Origin of the sequence: Streptomyces sp. ME02-8801-2C, from assembly GCF_033793965.1 — a bacterium.
Lineage (GTDB): Bacteria > Actinomycetota > Actinomycetes > Streptomycetales > Streptomycetaceae > Streptomyces.
In genome coordinates, this window is the sequence record NZ_JARAXP010000005.1 from 131,591 (window position 1) to 149,474 (window position 17,884).

The 17,884-nt window shown below is 70.6% G+C and carries 11 protein-coding genes and 2 pseudogenes; 4 read left to right on the forward strand and 9 right to left on the reverse strand.

All coding sequences use genetic code 11. The features are described 5' to 3' along the window. The first annotated feature begins 316 nt into the window (after positions 1-316). Positions 317-1,819, forward strand: a complete 1,503-nt coding sequence (locus PV396_RS17855; RefSeq protein WP_319205755.1) for a SulP family inorganic anion transporter — start codon at positions 317-319, stop codon at positions 1,817-1,819. A gap of 203 nt (positions 1,820-2,022) precedes the next feature. Here PV396_RS17855 and PV396_RS17860 read toward each other — a convergent pair whose 3' ends face one another. The 5 genes from PV396_RS17860 to PV396_RS17880 form a co-directional block, all read right to left on the reverse strand. Further along, positions 2,023-2,541 carry a hypothetical protein gene (locus tag PV396_RS17860; protein ID WP_319205756.1) on the reverse strand — a complete coding sequence of 173 codons (519 nt, stop codon included), beginning with the start codon at positions 2,539-2,541 and terminating at the stop codon, positions 2,023-2,025. A gap of 36 nt (positions 2,542-2,577) precedes the next feature. Beyond that, positions 2,578-2,844, reverse strand: a complete 267-nt coding sequence (locus PV396_RS17865; RefSeq protein ID WP_319205757.1) for a hypothetical protein — start codon at positions 2,842-2,844, stop codon at positions 2,578-2,580. Beyond that, complete coding sequence (nhaA, locus tag PV396_RS17870) at positions 2,844-4,160, reverse strand: Na+/H+ antiporter NhaA (RefSeq protein WP_319205758.1); 1,317 nt, start codon at positions 4,158-4,160, stop codon at positions 2,844-2,846. The genes PV396_RS17865 and nhaA overlap by 1 nt, the downstream gene beginning before the upstream one ends. A 458-nt stretch (positions 4,161-4,618) precedes the next feature. Then, the gene (locus tag PV396_RS17875) at positions 4,619-5,698 is read right to left on the reverse strand and encodes a helix-turn-helix domain-containing protein (protein ID WP_319205759.1); all 1,080 of its coding nucleotides are present in this window, start codon (positions 5,696-5,698) and stop codon (positions 4,619-4,621) included. A gap of 209 nt (positions 5,699-5,907) precedes the next feature. Then, positions 5,908-6,513 (reverse strand): hypothetical protein, encoded by a 606-nt coding sequence (locus tag PV396_RS17880; protein WP_319205760.1) that lies wholly within the window; start codon positions 6,511-6,513, stop codon positions 5,908-5,910. Between the two features lie 168 nt (positions 6,514-6,681). On the opposite strand from PV396_RS17880, the gene PV396_RS17885 reads away from it, so the two are divergent. Beyond that, positions 6,682-7,899 (forward strand): helix-turn-helix transcriptional regulator, encoded by a 1,218-nt coding sequence (locus PV396_RS17885; protein WP_319205761.1) that lies wholly within the window; start codon positions 6,682-6,684, stop codon positions 7,897-7,899. Positions 7,900-7,939: 40 nt separating this feature from the next. On the opposite strand, the pseudogene PV396_RS17890 reads toward PV396_RS17885, so the two are convergent. After that, positions 7,940-8,690: pseudogene (locus PV396_RS17890) on the reverse strand (IS5 family transposase). Positions 8,691-8,693: 3 nt separating this feature from the next. Between PV396_RS17890 and PV396_RS17895 the strand changes: the two are divergent. Beyond that, positions 8,694-8,831, forward strand: a pseudogene (locus tag PV396_RS17895) (sodium:proton antiporter); the annotation flags it as partial. A gap of 63 nt (positions 8,832-8,894) precedes the next feature. On the opposite strand, the gene PV396_RS17900 reads toward PV396_RS17895, so the two are convergent. The 3 genes from PV396_RS17900 to PV396_RS17910 all read right to left on the reverse strand — a co-directional run bounded on the left by PV396_RS17900 (position 8,895) and on the right by PV396_RS17910 (position 16,603). Then, a complete protein-coding gene (locus PV396_RS17900) occupies positions 8,895-13,925 on the reverse strand; it encodes a DNA repair ATPase (protein WP_319205762.1) in 5,031 nt (1,676 codons plus the stop codon). 76 nt (positions 13,926-14,001) lie between these two features. Continuing rightward, a complete protein-coding gene (locus PV396_RS17905; RefSeq protein ID WP_319205763.1) occupies positions 14,002-16,035 on the reverse strand; it encodes a flotillin family protein in 2,034 nt (677 codons plus the stop codon). A gap of 76 nt (positions 16,036-16,111) precedes the next feature. Continuing rightward, the gene (locus PV396_RS17910) at positions 16,112-16,603 is read right to left on the reverse strand and encodes a hypothetical protein (RefSeq protein WP_319205764.1); all 492 of its coding nucleotides are present in this window, start codon (positions 16,601-16,603) and stop codon (positions 16,112-16,114) included. Positions 16,604-17,045: 442 nt separating this feature from the next. Between PV396_RS17910 and PV396_RS17915 the strand changes: the two genes are divergently transcribed. Next, entirely contained in the window at positions 17,046-17,579 is a 534-nt protein-coding gene (locus PV396_RS17915; protein ID WP_319205765.1) for a TerD family protein, read from the forward strand. Positions 17,580-17,884 lie beyond the last annotated feature (305 nt).

Below are 17,884 nucleotides of genomic sequence, written 5' to 3' on the forward strand. Positions count from 1 at the left end.
GATGCGCGGGCGGCCCGGCTGCCCCGCGACTGCCGTTCCGGGGCCAATGCCGCCCCCGGCGAAGATCCAATTCTTGCAGGAGAGAGTGTGCGCGAGCCCACGACGCCCATCGCCGCCGCCTGCCCACCGTGACTCTTCGCTCCCCGATGTGAGCCGCCCGGCCGCGCCTCCGCGCAGGCCCCCGGCTCCGTCGCTTCTTCGACTTCCGGCCCGCTCCTCGCGGGCCGCCCGCGGGGTGCCGGCCCGGTTCCTCCGCGTTCTCCCGCGCGCCCCGGCCTACCAGTGGGGTGCCCGAGCACGACAGGTACGCATCTCCTTGTCCTCTCCCGTAGTGACTCCCGCCGCGCGGCTGCGCGGTCTGCGCCCCGACTGGCTGAGCGACCCGAAGGTCTGGCGTACCGAGGTCCTGGCCGGCCTGGTCGTCGCCCTGGCCCTGATCCCGGAGGCGATCTCGTTCTCGATCATCGCCGGTGTCGACCCCGCGGTCGGTCTGTTCGCCTCGTTCACCATGGCCGTGGTCATCTCGATCGTCGGCGGACGGCGCGCGATGATCTCGGCGGCGACCGGTGCCGTCGCGCTCGTGATCGCCCCGCTCAACCGTGAGCACGGCTTCGGCTACCTAGTCGCCGCCGTCATCCTCGCCGGGATCATCCAGGTCGCGCTAGGCGCACTCGGAGTGGCGAAGCTGATGCGGTTCGTTCCGCGCTCGGTGATGGTCGGCTTCGTCAACGCCCTCGCCATCTTGATCTTCATGGCGCAGGTCCCCGAGATGCACGACGTGCCCTGGCCCGTGTATCCGCTGATCGCCGCCGGGCTAGCCCTGATGGTGTTCTTCCCGAAGGTCACCACCGTGATCCCGGCGCCGCTGGTTTCCATCGTCATCCTCACCGTGATCACGGTCGCCGCCGGGATCGCCGTGCCGACCGTCGGCGACAAGGGCGTACTGCCGTCCTCGCTGCCGGTGCCGGGCCTGCCGGACGTGCCGTTCACCATCGAGACCCTGACCACCATCGCCCCGTACGCGTTCGCGATGGCACTGGTCGGACTGATGGAGTCGCTGATGACCGCGAAGCTCGTCGACGAGATCACCGACACCCACTCCTCCAAGACCCGCGAGTCCATCGGCCAGGGCATCGCCAACATCGTCACCGGCTTCTTCGGCGGCATGGGCGGCTGCGCCATGATCGGCCAGACGATGATCAACGTGAAGGTGTCCGGCGCCCGCACCCGCCTCTCCACCTTCCTCGCCGGCTCGTTCCTGATGGTGCTGTGCATCGCCTTCGGACCGGTCGTGTCCGACATCCCCATGGCCGCCCTCGTCGCCGTGATGGTGATGGTGTCGTTCGCGACGTTCGACTGGCACTCCATCGCACCCAAGACACTTCGGCGGATGCCCACCGGGGAGATCGCCGTCATGGTCATCACCGTGATCTGCGTGGTCGCCACCTCCAACCTCGCCATCGGTGTCGTCGTCGGCTCCATCACCGCGATGGTCATCTTCGCCAAGCGTGTCGCCCACCTCGCCAACGTCACCGCCGTCACCGACCCCGACGGCAGCACGGTGGTGTACTCCGTGACCGGTGAGCTGTTCTTCGCCTCGTCCAACGACCTCGTCGGCCAGTTCAGCTACGCCACCGACCCGGACAGGGTCGTCATCGACCTGTCCGCCGCCCACATCTGGGACGCCTCCTCGGTCGCCGCCCTCGACGCGATCGAAACCAAATACGCCCAGCGCGGCAAGACCGTGGAGATCATCGGGCTGAACAACCCCAGCGCCGACCTCCACAGCAAGCTCACCGGCGAACTCACCAGCCACTGACCCAGTGGTGAACAACGGAGGACCCCGGTTTTCGCCGGGGTCCTGCGCTGTTCAAGCGGCAAGCGTGGCGCATCTCGAAGCCATCGCAGCAGCCCCCGCCGACTCCGCCGCCCTCCAGCAGCACAAGAACCACCCCGAGTTGTCCCTCAGCGCACGCCACCTCCCCGTAGACGCGAGCGGGGCCGTGCACACAAGCTCAACCCTCACCCCCGTCCGGCCCCGGGGCCCCGCCGACCACCGCCGCGATGTGAGGCCCAGCGGCGCCGCAGCCAGTCTCCGGCCTCTCCGATCGCGACCAGAAGGGCAGCCGATGCGGCACACCCGGCAAGGCGCACCTGTTGCCCGAGTGCCATGCCCAGTAGCCACAGCGCGAGGGTGACCGTGATCCACCACGCGGTGACGGATCTGGTCTCCGCCCACCACCGCGGAACGTGCTTCACCGGCCGACGCCGGCGTTCGGGAGAGTGGAGACTGCCAGGGCGAGCGACTGCCAGAGCATCGTCGTCATCCCTTTCTGGTTGTTGGCGGGACCAGAGTTCCGATACGCGGGTGGGGCGTCGCCGGTTGCTGGCGGCGACCATGACCAGGCCGGTGATCAGCAGGGCGAGGCCGATGACCAGGACAGGGAATCCGGGGCCGGGCAGGACGTACATCAACGCCCCGGCCAGGGCGAGCGGCGCTCCGACGGCCGCCAGGATGGTCCCGATGCGACGTTCAGACACGCACTGCTACTTGGATGCTGATGCGGTGGGGGGTCATCAGATGTCCCTCCCGATCAGGGATGCGGTCAGGGCGCCGGCGAGGAGGGCCCAGGCGACGGCGGCCCATCCGGCCTGGCTCCAGCCGATGGCCGTCATGCTCACCGCGACCACGCCTGCGGCTGTCATCGCCCGCCGGCTGGTCGTGAAGGCCCATTGGCGGCGGGCGCTGCCTGGGTGCCGGATCTCGGTGAGCGCGGTGCGGATGCCAAGAGCCGCGACGATGATCACTGGCGCCAGCAGCGATGCCTCGCCACCGCCGTCCATCAGGTGTCCTGCCTGTCCGGCCCGGCGTCGGCCGACTGGGCCTGCTGGTAGATGTCGGGGATGCCGTCCGCGTCGGCGTCGAGGTTCTCCGCCTCGTACAGACGCCGGTAGATCGTGTTCCGACGGCGCAGCAGGGCGGCGGCGAGCAGCGCGGCGAGCACCGAGGCGATCAGGACCGCCGCCTTGACGTGCTCCCCGACCGCCGTGCCGGTGAAGGCGAGCTCGCCGATCAGCAGCGCCACAGTGAAGCCGATCCCCGCCAGCACCGACAGGCCCAGCACGTCGGCCCAGGCCAGGTCTGGGTTGAGGCGGGCGCGGGTGAAGCGTGCGGCCAGGTACGTCCCGGCGAAGATGCCCACGGTCTTGCCGGCGATCAGACCGATGACGACGCCGAGGGGCTCGGGGCTGGTGAACACCTCGCCCAGAGCCGCGCCGGTGATGCTCACTCCGGCGGCGAACAGCGCGAACAGCGGCACCGCGACCCCGGCCGAGACCGGGTGCACCAGGTACGCGACCCGGGCTGCCGGGGACTTCGTGTCGCCTGCGTCGGGGGTGGTGCGCAGGATCAGCCCCATCGCGACCCCGGCCACCGTGGCGTGGATGCCGCCGTTGTGCATCAGCGCCCAGACCGTGACGCCCAGGGGGATATACCACCACCAGCCACGTACCCGCGCCCGCTGGAGCAGGTAGAAGACGACGAGTCCGGCGAACGCCCCGGCCAGCGCCCACAGGTTCAGGTCGGAGGGGAAGAACACCGCGATGATCAGGATGGCCCCGAGGTCGTCGACGACCGCGAGGGTCAGCAGGAACGCGCGCAGCGCGGCCGGCAGGTGGGTGGACAGGACCGCGAGCACGGCGAGGGCGAACGCGATGTCGGTGGCCATCGGCACCGCCCACCCGTCCAGGCTCCCGCCGCCCGCCGAGGCGGTCACTGCGTACAGGGCTGCGGGCACGGCCATTCCGCATATCGCGGCAATCACCGGCAGCGCCGCCGTCGCGGGAGTGCGCAGCTCGCCGACGACCAGTTCACGCTTGAGCTCGATCCCCGCGACCAGGAAGAACACCGCGAGCAGCCCGTCCGCCGTCCAGTGCCCCACCGACAGGTCCAGGCCGAGGACCGGTATCCCGAAATGGAAATCCCGTATCTCCTCGTAGGCCCAGCTCCACGGGCTGTTCGCCCACACCAGGGCCACCACCGCGGCAGCAAGGAGAACCAGGCCACCGACGGTCTCGGTGCGCAGTGCACGAGCGACGGCCTGACGCTCGGGAAGCGGAAGCAGGCCCAGGAAATAGGAACGCGAGCGAACATCAGACACGGCGGGGAGTCCTCCGGGGCGTCGGCGGGAAAAGGGCACACAGCCCCACGGACGCCGACCAGACTTCCCGGCACACCCCGCGCCAGTTCTTGACGCGTTCTTTGCACTCTATCCAGCCCGAACCCCGCTGTCTCCCCCACCCTGCGGACGCCCAAGATCGACATGGTGCGGCGCTGTGACCACCCGGCCCTGTCAGGTTCGGGCCACACGCCTCCGCCAGCTCGACCTCCGCGAACACCTCCCCGGCTGCCGCGCGCGGCGGTCTCAGCATCCGCGTCGGCATCGTCCTGCTCGCCGCCGTCGTCCACCTCTACCTCGTCATCAACCACCTCGCGGCCGACAGCACGGTGGCGCCAACCCGCCCTCGCTCAGCGGACCGGCGACTGCAATGCGCCAACCGCCGCAAGGAAGAACACACACCACAGAGCCCCTGTGGAGATCCACCTCGTGCACGACCTTCAGAAGGGCTTCGCCGGCCAGTCCAGCAGCCGGGCGCCGATCACCGCGGTCTGCAACGTGTAGCGGTGCACCGGGTCGGACGGGTCCGCGCCGGTGAGGCGGTGGATGCGTTCCAATCGGTAGGTGAAGGCCCGCACACTCAGCGACAGCCGTCGCGCCGCCTCCGCGGACACGCAGCCGGAGTCGAAGTACGTGGTGAGGGTGTCCAGGAGCGGCTGTGCGCCACCGCGGGCTCCGCGCAGCGAGCCGAGGGCGCTTTCGACCAGATCGGCCATGGCCTGCCGGTCGCGGGTGAGGACGGGGTAGACGAGGAGGTCCGCCGCGCGCAGCACGGGTTCGTCGAGCTCCAACCGGTCGGCCAGGTCGAGGGCGTTGAGGGCCTCCTCGTAGGACTGGACGACCCCGGCCGCGCCGGGCTGCGGGCGGCCGATCCCCACCTGTCCCCCGCCGGTGGCAACGGCCGCGTGTTTGGCGAAGTACGTGAGAACCTCGCTCTGGTCACCCGGAGCGACACAGACCAGCCGTCCGTCCTTGGTGGTGAGCAGGATGCTGCGGTCGCCGAACCGGCCGATCAGCGCATGCTCGACCTCCCGGAGAACCGTGTCCCCCTCCTCGTACGCGACCGTGCCTCGTGCCACGGCGACGGCGTGTTCGTACGACAGGCGCAGTCCGTAGCGTTCCGCGCGCTGGGCGAGCCGGCCCAGGTCGCTGCGGCCGTACAGCAGGTCGTCGATGAACTCCCGGCGGCCTGCCTCCTCCTGGCGTACGGCGATTCTCTGCGCCTGCTCGTAGCCCTCGGCGAACGCGTCGACAGCCTGGGCCGCGGCGGCCAGCACGTTGTCCACGGACGCGCCGTTCTGGGTCGGCCAGTGCGCCCGGGTGGCTGCCATGTGGGTGCCCACCAGGACACGCAGCCCGAGGCCGGCCTCCGCGGCCAGTTTGCCCAGGGCACGGCGGGAATCGAGTTCATCCCGGGACAGTCGGCGGCCGGTCGCCGAAGCGTCCGCGAGGATGCGGGCATAACCCCGCAGGTACTCCCCGTGCTCCCCGTACTCATCGGACATGTCCCGCCCCGCCATGTTGTTCCCCCTGAATTGGACGCGCCTTGACGTCTTTTTAGAGACCATCTCATTTGGCGAGTCTGCGGTAGCAGATGAGGGTGCAGGCGATGCTGGTGAAGGCCAGGAAGTGGTCGCCGCCGGCGGAGCAGGTGGGCTCGACAGCGGCGCGTCCGGGTTCCGGCCGCGCCGCTGTCGAGCTGTGGTCAGCCCTCGGGGGAGCCCCCGGGTCAGTGGAGCTTGTCGACGGCGGTCTTCGTCGTGGTGCGGAAGGCGGTCAGCGGGGCGTCCTTGAGGTCGCCCATCTGGCCCCAGCGGACGAGGGTGACGGTGCGGCCGTCGCGGCCGACGGAGAACAGGTGGATGTCGGAGATGCCGATCTGCGGGTCGGCGGTGTCCAGGCTGTAGACCCAGGCGCCCTCCTCGACGGCGAGCTTGCCGTGGGAGGCGCTGACGGCCTGCAGGCCCGGGTTCTGCTGCTCCAGCCGGGGGCCGCAGCCGGCGAGGGCCCCGCGGAGGGTGTCGACCAGTTTCACGGCGTCGGCCTCGGTACGGGCGACGGTGGTGACCTGGACGCCGTTGGTGTCGAGCTCGGTGCTGAACTCGCGGTAGCGGGTGTTCTGCGCCGGGATCTTGTACGGGGCGCAGAGAACGCCGCCGTTCTCCGGGACGCCGGTGAAGACCTGGGTGGCGGTCCACGGCGTCGACGACGGCGGCATCTGGGAGGCGGCGAGGAAGGCGGGCTGGGCAGCGGCCTGCGCCGGGGCTGTGGCGAGGGCCGCGAGGCCCAGTGCGGCAGCGGCTGCGGTGGCGAGTGCGGTGCGGAGCTTGTTCATGGTGATGGATCCCCCGTCGGGTCGTTCGTTCGGTCAGTGCTCAACCAGCGTGGGGCCGGCGCCCGCCGGCTGCAACGATCACGCGCCCACCAGCCGTCCCGGAACCATTCCACCCCCGCTGACGTGCAAGGACGTGAAGGATGGGACGCAGGGTCGAGGGGGGATGGAATGCCGAAGGACGCCGCCGTCGAGGAGTTCGCGGAGCTCGTGCGCGCGCTGAAGGCGCGGGACGGGAGGAGTTTCGAGGCGCTGGGCCGGCGGCTGAGCGTCAGCGCGTCCACCCTCCACCGCTACTGCTCGGGCGCGACCGTCCCGGAGGAGTTCGCCGTGGTCGACCGCCTCGCCCTGCTGTGCGGGGCGGACGAGGAGGAACGGCGGGCCCTGGAGGCGGCCTGGACGGAGGCGGACCGCGCCCGCCGCCGAGCGGCCTCGCCCGCGCCCACGCCTGTGCCGGCCGTGTCGGCCGCGCCGGAATCGAACCAGGAACCGTCCGCGCCGGAACCGGGCCCCGGCCCCGCCCCGGACCCGACCGCCCCGGACCCGTCCGCCGCGGATCCGTCCGCGCCGGAGGCGCCCCGCGCCCGCCCCCGTCGTGGCGCCCCCGCTCCCCTCCTCGTCGCCGCCGCCGTCGCCCTCGTCGTGCTCGCCCTCGCCGCCGCCCTGCTCGGCCACCCCACCCGTACGGCTTCCGCCCCCGCTCCCGCTTCCACCGCTCCGGGGCGGACCGCGGCCCCCCTCCCCTTCACCTGGGGCATCGGTTCCCAGCTCTGGGAGGGCGGCTGCGGGCACACCTACCTCGTGGACCGGGCCCCCCGCGCGGTCGCCCCGCCGCCGGTCACGGCCGACTCCGGGGCGTGGGCCGGGACGCACGGTGCCGTGCACGGCGGGGAGGCGCTGGTGCGGATCACGGTCCAGGGCCGGTCCCCGTCCGACGCCGTCGTCCTCCATGCCCTGCACGTGCGCGTGGTCGACCGCGCCGCGCCGCTGCCGTGGAACGCGTACCGGATGGACAACGGCTGTGGCGGCGCCGTCACCCCGCGCCACTTCGCCGTGGACCTCGACCGGCCGCGCCCGCTCGCGAGGCCCGTCGACGGCCTTGACGCCTCCGGCGCCGAGGTCCGGAAGATCCCGGCCGTCTCCTTCCCGTACAAGGTCACCTCCTCCGACCCCGAGGAGCTGCTGGTCTCCGCGCGGACGGCGGGCTGCGACTGCCGCTGGTACCTGGAGCTGGAGTGGAGCGCCGGGGGCCGTACGGGGACGGCGCGGATCACGGACGGCGGGAAGCCGTTCCGCACGAGCGGGACCAGGGGGAGGCCGGCGTACGTGCATGACTCCGCCGAAGGGCGCTGGATCACAGACTCGACAGACCGGGTGACCGATGAGTAACTTCGACTGGCATAGGCTGAGCAAGCGCTTGGAGACCATCTCATTTGGCGAGTCTGCGGTAGCAGATGAGGGTGCAGGCGACGCTGGTGAAGGCCAGGAAGTGGTCGGCTTTGCGCTCGTAGCGGCGGGGAGGCAGCGGCATCCAGCGAGCCATGCCATCGTGCGTTCCACGGTCCAGCGGTGGCGGCCCAGTCGTTGTGAGGACTCAACTCCCTTGCGGGAGATGCGGTGGGTAATGCCTCGCCCGGCTAACCATCGTCGCAGGTGGTTGTAGTCGTAGCCCTTGTCGGCGTGGAGCTTGCCCGGCTTGCGCCGCCGCCGACCACGGCGTGAACGGATCGGCGGGATGCCCTTCACTAGAGGGATCAGGGCCTGGCTGTCATGCAGGTTGGCCCCGGAGATTCCGACGGAGATGGGCAGACCGGAGCGTTCCGTGATCAGGTGGATCTTCGAGCCGTACTTGCCCCGGTCGACAGGATTCGGACCTGTCAGGTCCCCCTTTTCAGGGCTCGCATGCTCACCGAGTCGATCGCGCACCGCGACCAGTCCAGCTCGCCACGAGCCCCGAGTTCGTCGAGGACCATGCGGTGGAGCTTGGCCCACACCCTGGCCTTCGACCACTCCGAGAACCGCCGGTGGGCCGTCGCCCCGGACGGGCCGAACGACGCGGAAGGCAACTGCTGCCAGGTGCAGCCCGACGTGGCCACGAACACGATCGCGGCCAGCACCTCCCGGTCACCGTGCCGCCGCCGGCCACCACCTTGCGGCCGCAACGGCGCCTCCGGCACCACCCGTTGCTGAACGTGGAGAGCGGCATCAACGACGGGCTCGCCCTGCCGGTCGTGCTCATCCTTATCGCCGCCGCCGGACCGACCTCCGGGCACACCGAGGCGTCCTTGGGAACGATCGCACTGGAGCTGGTCCTGGGTTTGTGGCGGCGCGCAGCACCAGAGTTGCCTGTGGGGCGGACGGGTCAGGGGGGTTTCACCACCGCGTCAGATTCTCGTAATGTCTGCCCCTGCCACGTGGCGGGCCATGGGGTTGGTCACGGGGTGGCGTGGGTCGGCCGGGCGGTTGATCGCCGTCTCCACGGCGGCGAGCCGGTCGGCGAGCAGCCCGAGGGTGGTCACGGCGCGGGTGAGGAGGTCGTCGTCCGGTCCGCCGAGCGTTCGGGTAGGGACGTACGCCGCCTTCAACTCGGCCCAGCGGGATGCCTGTTCGCGTGTCAGTGTGCCGCGCAGCTCGGCCAGCTTCAGCAGGTTGGCCTCGGCACCGGTGGTGAGGGTCTGGGCCTCAGCTGTGTAGTGGTCGTCGATCAGCGCGGCCAGCTCGGTGTCGTTCATGACCGGCTGGATACGCTGGGCCATCTTGTTCATGTTGCGGTAGGAGCCCTGGAGCCGGAAGGGCGGCTCGGTGCGGGTGGCGTCGGACTGGGCGGCCGAGGCGATGTACGTGGCGTTCACCGCGAGAACTGTCGCGCGGGCCGTCAGCAGGTGCCGCAGCAGGGCGAGGACGCGCTCCAGCTCGGCGGGCGCGTACGGGTGGGTCAGCCGGTCGGCACGGGCCGTCGAGTCGCCCTCAGCCAGGCGGATGAGCAGGTCGAGGTCGGTGCGGTCGCGGCCGGCGAGCGGGGCGAGGACCGGGTTGGCCGTCAGCGCATTCTCGATGAAGCTGAGCCCGAAGGCGTGCTCCTTGCCGGTGAGGACGTCGCCGAGGTTCCAGACGTCGGCGCGGTTGGCGAGCATGTCGGGGACGCGGAAGCGGCTGCCCGACTCGGTGTAGGGGTTGCCGGCCATGCACACGGCGAAGCGCTTGCCGCGCAGGTCGTACGTGCGTGGTTCGCCGTCCCGTACGCCCTCGATGCGGCGGGTGGCGTCGCACAGCGGGATGAACTTCTGCAGCAGCTCGGGCGAGGTGTGCTGGATGTCGTCGAGGTAGAGCAGGGTGTTGTTGCCCGCCTCCAGCGCGAAGTTGATCTTCTCGATCTCCTGGCGGGCGGTCACGTTCGGGGCCTCGGCAGGGTCCAGGGACGTCACCGCGTGCCCCAGCGCCGGACCGTTGACCTTCACCAGGATCAGGCCGAGGCGCTCTGCCACGTACTCCATGAGGGTTGTCTTGCCGTAGCCGGGCGGGGAGATGAGCAGGAGCAGGCCGCCGGTGTCGGTGCGTTTGGACTCGCCCGTGGTGCCGAGCTGCTTGGCGAGGCTGTCGCCGACCAGGGGGAGGTACACCTCGTCGATGAGCTTGCCGCGCACGAAGGCCGACATCACGCGTGGTCGGTACTCGTCCAGGCGCAGGCGGGTGCGCTCGGCGGCCACCAGTGCCGTACGGCGACGCTGGTACGCGCGGTGGGCGGGGACCTCGTGGGAGCAAAACGCCCTTGTGCGGGCCAGGAATTCGTCGACGCGGACCGTGAGGGAACGGCCCTTGACGCGCGGGTGGGTGCCGAGCAGCCCTTCGACGGTCTCGGTGAGCGGCGCGTCGGACTCGTAGCGGGGCAGGCCGGGGCAGAGCTCGGCGGTCACCGCTTCGGCCAGGTCACCGGGGGTGGCGTCCGTGCCGTTGGCGGCGGTGTACGACGTCAGCCATGCCTCGACGAGTTGCCTGCGGGCTGCGAGGTCGTCGAGCGCGGCGAGGTCGTCGTCGTAGGCCGAAGTGCCCACCGTACGGCGGAACTTGTCGAGGAGCGTGCGGGTGGCGGCGCTGATGACGAAGCCGTCGGGGCCGGTGGTGAGTTCCTCGAAGAGGTAGGCGGCGACCACGTCCCGGTCGGCTCGCGCGGTGTGCGCGTCACGCGCGGCGCCCGAGCGGCCCTCGCCGGGGAGCGCCCGGTCCCCGCGCCCGCCCGACGCCCCGTCGGCCGTGGCTGGACCGACGGTCACGCCGATTCCGCCGCCCCGCTCCTTCTGTCGCACCCCCTCGTCGATCGCTTCCGACAGTTCCCGCTCGAAGTCCGCGATCGCCGGGGTGAGCCCGAAGGTGTCCCGGGCGCGTGCCAGGGACACGGCCCGGCGCGTCCACGCCGCGCGCTCGTCGGCTGTCGTGCCGTGTGCCCAGAACAGCTGGGCGGCGGCGCGGGCGGCGGGTTCGTGCCGTAGCGGGCCCGCGGTGTCGTGCAGGCGCAGGAGCGCCATGAGGATCAGGACCGCGTCGTGGTCGTGGATTCCTCGCTCGTAGCTCTCGTCGTACGCCGCCTCCGCAGCCTGCCTCACGAGTGCGGGCAGGTCGGCCTCGGCCAGGACCGCCGGGCCGTGTTCGGCAAGCAGGCGGGCGGCGAGGTGCTCGGCGCGGTAGACCTCGGGGGACTCCGAGGGCAGCGGGCGGTCCCAGTACGGGCGGGTGGCGGCGAAGTCGGGGTCCGTGACCGGCGAGCGGTAGTCCGTGCCGGTGAGTGCGAAGGCGAGGGTGTCGCCGTGCGGGACCAGGGTCAGGTCCAGGGGCTGGGTGTTGACCGCGAAGCGGTGGGTGCCCAGGCGCAGGGTGCGTCCGTCGTGGGTGTACAGGTCGGTGCGGTCACGCAGGGCGCGCAGGGCCTCCTGGCGGGCGGACCTGAGGCGGCCGTCCAGTTCCTCCGCCCTGACCTGGTCGCCGAGTTCACGCAGGTCGCCGATGACACGGCGGACCTTGGCGGGCATCGGGTCGGAGGTGAAGTACGTGGCGACGGCGTCCGCGTCGGCCAGTGTGGCGGCCCGGCGGGTGACCGTGGCCAGGACGCGGGTCGCCGAGTCGGCGAGGCGTTCCGCGCGGCGGGCGCGGGCGTCGGCGAGGGTCTGCTTGCGGGCGGAGAACGCCTCCTGTACCTCGTCACGCTTGTCGGCGAGCTCGCCGAGGAAGTCGTCGAACTCCGCGAACCGGGACTCCAGGTTCTCCAACTGGACCAGCACAAGGGCGAGTTGGTCATCGCACGCCTCGGGGCTGTCCGCAGCCGCGAGCGCACCGGTGACCGTCTGCCCGAGCAGCGCGGACTCGGCGGCGAAACCGGCACGCCCCTCCCTGTCGAGGAGTGCGCGGCGGCGGCCATCCAGGGTGGCGCGGGCGCGGTTGACACCGCCGAGGACTTCGGCGACGCGCGCCAGGATGGACGTACGGACGGTGGTGTCGCCGATGTCGAGTCCGGCGACGACCTCGGTGACCGTGCGCAGACCGTCGGCGAGCTCGTCGAGGCGGGCGGTGACGGGTGCGGCTTCGGCGACGGTGACGATCGCCTCGGCGTCCGTGACGAGTTGCTCGATGTCGGCCTGGTGGCCGGCGAAGGCATCCTCACGGGCGAGGTGGGCGACCGCGCGCCGGCCGAAAGCGGCGAGGTCGGCCTCGGTGTCGGCGACGAGGTCGTCGATGCGGGCGGTGTCGGCGTACCGCATGTCCTTGAGGGTGATCAAGTGGCCCTGGGCGCGGTGGAGTTCGGTCAGGCCGGTGACCCAGGCGGCGGCGCTGCGCGGGGCCTCGCCGCGCAGCCGTCGTACGACAGTGGCGACGCGCGACGCGGCCTCGGCGAGCGCGTCGGCGGCCCGGCGGGTAAGGGCCTGGACAGTCTCGAACTCGGCCAGCACCCCCTCGGCTGTCGTGCGCACCTGCTCCAACGGGCCCAGCAGATCGCCGAGTTCGGGCTCGCCCAGCCAATGGTGGGAGTCGGCGGCCCGGACGCACGCGGCGGCCAGCGCCTCGTACACCTCGTGCGTCGGGGTCGTCTCGACCACAGCACGCGTGATGGACAGGCAGTCGGAGATGCCGCGCACGAGGTCGGCGTTGCCGATACGGGTCAGCGGGCCGGTGCCGACCGGCTGGGAGGCGGCGTGGACGTCGGAGACGTACGGGGAGTTCCACAGCTGGACGGGGTGCACACGCTGCGCTTCGTGGCTGTCGGCACGCAGCACGACAAAGGAGCCGTCGTCGAGCAGCGCCCAGCCGTGGCAGGAGAGCGGGGTGACCACCTCCTTGCGGATCATGTTGTAGGGCAGCAGGAGGCTGCGGCCTTCCGCGCGCGAGTGGAAGGCGAACAGGACGTCCTCGCCGTTCGGGGAGCGCACCTCGCGCTCGAACTCCAGGTCCGCCGTGTCGATGCCGTCGAACGTTTTGTGGGTGCCCGTGGTCAGGCAGTAGCCGCCGGGAAAGACGATGCCCTGGTCCTCGGGCAGGCGGCGGCAGGCCCGGCCGATGCCGTCGAGGCGGACGACCGTCCTGGTGAGGGTGTTGAACACCAGGTAGCGGCGGACGTCCTCGTTGTACGGAAGAACGGCCAGCAGGATCAGGGCGCCCACGCGCGCGTACGCGATGTCCGCGTCCGCGAGGGACTGCAGCGACTCGTCGACGGGCTCGGCGTAAATGCCCTCACCCGTCTCGGTGTTGTCCTCCACCTTGACCGTCAGCGTCCCGCCGAGCGTCTCGACGAAGACCTCGCCCTCGATGGAGACGTGCGGGTGACGGCCCAGGACGTGGTTCTCGCGGGTCGCCCCGGTCCACTCGAAGTCGTGGGAGGGAGGGAATGCGTTGAGATGCCCGCCGCGGTCTGCCCCCGGGTCCAGGAAGGCGGCCTTCCCGTCGTCGGTCAGTGCCCAGCGCAGGACGCGGAGATCGCCGGCCTTCTCCCCGGTCTGGAAGACAGCCAGCAACTTGCCTTCCGTACGGCGCAGTTGAAGAAGATATGCCTGCCGGTAGTAGCGGTAGAGGGCCGCGAACTCACGGACGAAGGCAGGATCATCGAGGAGGCCGGGCACGGCGTCGTCGGGCAGCCTGTTCAGGTCGCGGTCGTGCAGCGCGAAGACGTCACCGACGGTCGTCTCGGGCCCCCGCCCGAGGAAGACGTTGTGGCCGAAGAGCAGGACGTCGCCGACGGCGGCGATGTCGCGGGGCACGCAGGTGTGCTCGGTGCGCAGCCGCTCGGTGCCGACGAGTTCGAGCGGTGTGGAGCCGAACTCCTCGGTGCGGCGGGTGTTCAGCGCCTCCGCGCGGCGGGCGAGTTCGGTGGCCTGCGCGGTCAGGCGGTCGCGCAGTACTTCGTACGTGCCGGTGTCCAGGCCGGTGGTCATGGGGTCCCTCTCGGAGAGTCGGAAAAAGCGGTCCGGAGCTGCCGTCCCCTGTGCGGCAGCTCCGGACCGCGGCCTGTCAGACCTTGGCGCTGCCGTTCAGGGCCGCGAGCGAGGTGTCGGCGACACCCAGTTCGCCGGCCTTGCCGAGCAGTTGTTCCAGAGCGCCGGAATCGGCTCCGCCCGTCTTCATCAGCTTCATCAGCAGCGCGGAGACGGTCAGGTTCTGCACATCGGCCGTGGAGACCGAACCGAGGACGCGGCTGAGGTCGTCGGTGAAGCTCGACGAGCCGTCCAGCCAGGGCCCCGCGAGGGCCTGTGCCGTCTCGGAGTGCTGGACGAACCCGTCGACGCTCTTGCCGAGCGCGATCGAGTTGACGAGCCGGTCGAAGAAGACGGACTCCCCGCCGACGATGTTGATGTCGGCGTTCTCCAGTCCCGTGGCGAGGACCGTGGCCTGCGCCTCGGCGACGTGCTTCTGCACGTCGAGCCCGGCGAGCCGGATCTCCTTCTCCGCCTCCAACCGCAGCCGGTACTCCTCGTGGCCGCGGGACGCCTCGTCCAGCGCCGCCATCGCCGCCGCCTTCTCGGTCAGACCGGCCGCCTCCGCCTTGAGCTTCTCGCCGATGCCCTCGGCCTCCGCGAGCACCCTCGCCCTGGCGCCTTCCGCCTCGGCCCGCATCCGCGCCTCGGTGGCCGCGGCCTCCGCGCGGCCGGCCTTCTCGGTGACCTCGGCCTCCTTGTCACGGACCTGTACGGTGGCCAGCCCCTCGGCGGCGGCCTCCGCCTGGACACCCTCGGCAAGTCGCAGCTTGGCCTGCGCGTCGAGGTCCGCCGACTTCAACCGGGCTTCGGCCAGGGTGAGTTCCTCGGCGGCGCGGTGCACGGCGGCCTGCTCGGCGGCCTCCGCGGCCTTGATGTCCTTGACGAGCAGCTCCTGAGCCTCGGCCTCGGCGGCGATGACGACCGTCTGCCGCTGCCGCTCGGCCTCCTCCACCGCGCGCAGCTTCTTGATGGACTCCTCCTGCTCGGCGACCGTGCGGTCCACCGCCACCCGCTCCCGGACGACTTCGGCGATCTCCCGCTTCTCGGCCTCGATCTCCTTCGAGGCCGAGATCCGGGTCAGCTCGGTCTCCCGCTCGCGTGCGATGACTTCGAGGAGGCGGTCCTTCTCGATGCGCTCGTTCTCGATGGCGATGACCCGCTCGCGGTTCTTCTGCGCGACGGCGACCTCACGGGCCTGGTTCTCCCGCTGAATGCCGAGCTGTTCCTCGGTCTTCAGGAAAGCGCCCTGCGAGCGCAGCCGCTCCTCCTCCACCACCCGCGCAGTCTCGGCCTCCTCACGGGCCCGCACGGTGTCGATCTCCCGCCGCTGCTTGATCTCAGCGTCGGCCTGCCGGCGCTCCAGCTCCAGGATGGCCTCACGGGCGTCGACGTTCTGCCGGGTGATCTCCTTCTCCTCGGTGCGCTGCGCCTCGTTGGTGCGTACGTGCTCCACGGCCGTCAGCTCCGTGATCTTCCGGATGCCCTGCGCGTCCAGGACGTTCGCCGGGTCCAGCTGGGTCAACGGCGTCTGCTCCAGGTAGTCGATCGCCGCGTCCTCCAGGTGGTAACCGTTCAGGTCGACGCCGATGACCTCGATGATCCGGTACCGCAATTCCTCACGCTTGGTGTAGAGGTCGGTGAAGTCCAGCTGCTTGCCGACGGTCTTCAACGCCTCGGAGAACTTCGCGTGGAACAGCTCCTGCAGCGTGTCCCGGTCGCTGGCCCGTGCGGTGCCGACGGCCTGGGCGACCTTGATGACGTCCTCGGCGTTCTTGCTGACCTTCACGAAGAACGAGATCCGGATGTCGGCGCGGATGTTGTCCTGGCAGATCAGCCCGTCCTTGCCGGCCCGGGTGATCTCGATGGTCTTCACCGAGATGTCCATCACCTCGGCCTTGTGCAGCACTGGCAGCACGACCTGACCGGTGAAGGTCACATCGACCTTCCGCAGCTTGGAGACGATCAGCGCCTTGCCCTGTTCCACCTTGCGGAACAGCAGGGAGACGATGAGTACGGCGAGCAGGCAGACGGCTACGAGCGCGCCGATGCCCACGATCATGGCAGTCATGGCATACGTCCTTCAGGCGTAAGGGAGTTGAGCGTGAAGAGGAGAGGCCGGAGGTGAGATCCCTCCGCAGCGCGGCTCAGGCGGCGTGGTCCCGGGACCGGAGGCCGGCGTCGCGCGGCACGCCGCCGTAGGGATCACGGCTGCGGGCATGCGGCAGCACGGTGGTGGCGCCCGTGCGAGCCTCGCTCAGCACGGGCGGTCCGGGTTCGTTCGGGAAGAGGCGGTGCAACGGCCGTACGATCAGGCGCGTCACAGCCCGGGCGACGAACAGCGCCCCCACGGGCACGACCAGACGCAGCACCCCGGCGACCAGTGCCGGGGGCGCGAACGCGGCCAGTAAAACGGCTGCTCCGACGCTCAGGGACCAGGCGAGCACCGTCATCAGCGAGAAGGCGACCGTCACCGGCACCCCGCTCATGCGCCACAGCCGTAGGTCCACGTCCGTGTCGAAACTGCCGACGCCGGCGACGCCCACGGCGGCCAGGAGCCAGAAGCAGACGACCACGACGAGGGCCGCGGTCAGCAGGATCGTGGGCAGGCCCGTGGCCGCTGCCAAAAATGTCCGCATCTCCCGGTCCCCCCTTCCACCCACGGCGCGCATCAGCCGGTCCGGCGGTGCACGACCCCTGCTGTCCCCTGGCGGACACCTGCCGATGCTCGGCAATGAAACCAACGGCCGTGGCCCCCTCGGGCAATGCTGCCAGGCCGAGTCCCGCCCACGCATTGCCGGTTCCCGGCAGTCTTTCCTACGGTCTGCATGCCGGTGACCCTCAACATCTGCTCACCACACACTCCGGTGCCAACGGCGGCCGGGTCGCCACCGACCGCACCCGCCCCGGCGCCGTCGTCCTGGCGAACCCACGCCGAGACACACGAGGATCACGGAAATACATGTCCCCCACCGGCCGACGGGCGAGCCGACGCCGGTGCTTCAACAGCGGTGCCGACAGCCATACTTGGCCATGCGGGACGATCCCGTAATGGCTCGATACGGGATAGGCGGTAGGCCAGTGAGCAGCGACAGCACGGGAGTTGGGAAGGCTGAGGTACGACTCAAGTGGGACCCGAGTCCCTGGAATCAGCCACCTCGTCATCTCGACATCATCGCCGCCACGTATTCGGCGGACGCCCCCTACGGGCGGCCGGTGTACGTCGTCCACTTCGACAGCCGCTCACCGGACGGCACCATCAACATGGGCCGGCACAGCCAGACCGGTCAGGGCTTCGGCTACGTCGAAGTGATGACCCTGGAACTTGACCGCCTCGCGTCCTCCTTCGCACGGGTGGTGGTGGGCGTGGCCATCCACCAGAACAACGGCCCCATGACCTTCGGCGACCTGTCGAATGCCGGAGTGCTGGTCGTCGAGGGGTACCAGGAACTGCTCAAGGACGAGTTCACGCAGGTCGCCGGATCCACCGCCACGACCGTCGCGGAGTTCACCCGCGGCACCTCCGGAGCGTGGGAATTCCACGAGATGGTCCGAGGGTTCGACAGCGACCCCGTGGTCTTCACCGCAGAGATGGGCAGCGCCCAACCGCGCTGACCAAGCGCCTCACCGCGCTGACCGCCGACAGCGCGAAACGTACGGCCGATCATGGTGACGGCTTCCCGAGCTCCTGGATCCGGAGCAGCAGGCACTCCGAAAGCGTCACAGTGTCGGCCCCGGCGTTACTCGTCCGACTCGGGCGGTGGTCGTCGGCGCCGTTCGGATGTCTCGGCGCGGGTGCGGTCAAGCGGCGCAGGGTTACGAGCGGCGATCGCCATAGGGCGTAGCTCTTCTCCAGTGTGCTCCCTCGGCATAGATCGTTGCTGCTCACGGTGGTTTGCCGGGTCAGCGCTACGGCTGAT